Source organism: Brevibacterium daeguense (genome assembly GCF_021729135.1).
Taxonomy (GTDB): Bacteria; Actinomycetota; Actinomycetes; order Actinomycetales; family Brevibacteriaceae; genus Brevibacterium; species Brevibacterium daeguense.
Genome location: NZ_JAJTWW010000034.1, coordinates 1 through 1,504, shown reverse-complemented (window position 1 = coordinate 1,504; position 1,504 = coordinate 1). Strand labels below are relative to the sequence as shown.

General features: G+C 65.5%; 1 protein-coding gene. It reads right to left on the bottom strand.

All coding sequences use genetic code 11. The annotated features are described in order from the left end of the window. Positions 1-9: 9 nt before the first annotated feature. On the bottom strand, positions 10-1,362 hold the full coding sequence (locus LXN01_RS15945) for an IS30 family transposase (protein ID WP_439098461.1): 1,353 nt from the start codon (positions 1,360-1,362) through the stop codon (positions 10-12). Between the last annotated feature and the right edge of the window lie 142 nt (positions 1,363-1,504).

Below are 1,504 nucleotides of genomic sequence, written 5' to 3'. Positions count from 1 at the left end.
TGGGCGGGTTCAACCGGTCGTTGCAACACCGGCCTGTTGGAGCAAGCGTAGCTGCTCGTCGAAGACCTCGCTCGGAGTCTTCCAGCCGAGGACCTTGCGGGGCCGGTTGTTGATCGCCAGAGCGATGGCTTCGAGGTCTTCAGCCGACCACCGTGAGAGGTCGGTGCCCTTGGGGAAGTACTGGCGCAGCAGCCCGTTGGTGTTCTCATTCGTCGGTCGCTGCCAGGGTGAGTGCGGATCGGCGAAGAACACCTTCGTCCCGGTGTCCATCGCGAACTGCGCGTGCCCGGAAAGCTCCTTACCCCGGTCCCAGGTCAGCGTCTTGCGCAGCTGACCCGGCAGCGTCGTCATCGTCGCCATCAGAGCGGCGTTCATTGCGACGGCCCCATACCCACCGAGTGCGGGGCCATTCTTCACGGAGGGCTTCTCGCGCCATCCCTCCTGCCGCGGAAGGTGCACCAGGAGCGTCGAGCGGCTCGAACGCTCAACGAGCGTACCGATCGCAGATCGGTCAGTCCCGATTATCAGATCACCTTCCCAATGACCGGGAACAGCACGGTCGGCAGCCTCTGCGGGACGCTGGCTGAGGACGACGTCAGCGCTCACATGGCCGTGCGGCTTGTTCCGTGTCCGAGCCCGGGGTTCCCGCAGTGCGCGTCCGGTGCGCAAGCAGGCGACCAGCTCACGCTTGAGCGCGCCCCGGCCCTCGATGAACAGAGATTGGTAGATCGCTTCGTGACTGATCCGCATCGACTCATCATCGGGGAAGTCCAACCTGAGACGATTGCTGATCTGCTGCGGGCTCCAAGCGCTCACCCACCGGCGATCGGCTCGATGAGGCTTCATCTTGCGACCTTTCCAACCGGCAGACTCCGGCCCCTGCACGACCGCGCCGTCAGCATGCTTGAGCGTGCCGTCCAGGCGTTCCTGGACGTACTCACGCAACCGGCCATTGGACACGAGTTTCGCGACCTTGGGGCGCTTGGCGGCCTGCTGGGCCTTCCACTGAGCAACCGTCGCGCGGTACTCCTGCTTCCCGCTGCGAGTGGCAGCGTTGCGCCGCAGCTCACGAGAGATCGTCCCCGGGTCCCGTTGCAGAGCGCGAGCGATCTCGCGTACCCCAGCGCCCTTGGCCCGCAGGATCGCGATCTCCTCCCGCTCCTCGAACGTCAGGTAGCGGTCCGTGGGTTCTACCAAGGAGATCGGAGGCATGCCGCCAGCGTGACGGAACCATCGAGAGCCAACAGGAACCGACACGCCGACCTCGATGGAGGCTTCGGCCGTGGTCACACCTGTGGCGATGATCCGCCAGAACTGACGTTGCACCACCCGTGAAGGGTCCGGCCGGCCCGGTGAGCGCATCGCCGGCCGCAGCGCCCTGTCCGCCCGCCACTGCCGACGCACCCCTTCGGGCACATCGCTGGTCTTCTTGCTCCAGTCCTCCGTCGCCACGTGGCACACCTCCAAGATCAGGGTGTTGCGACGACCATTTGAATCCACCCTG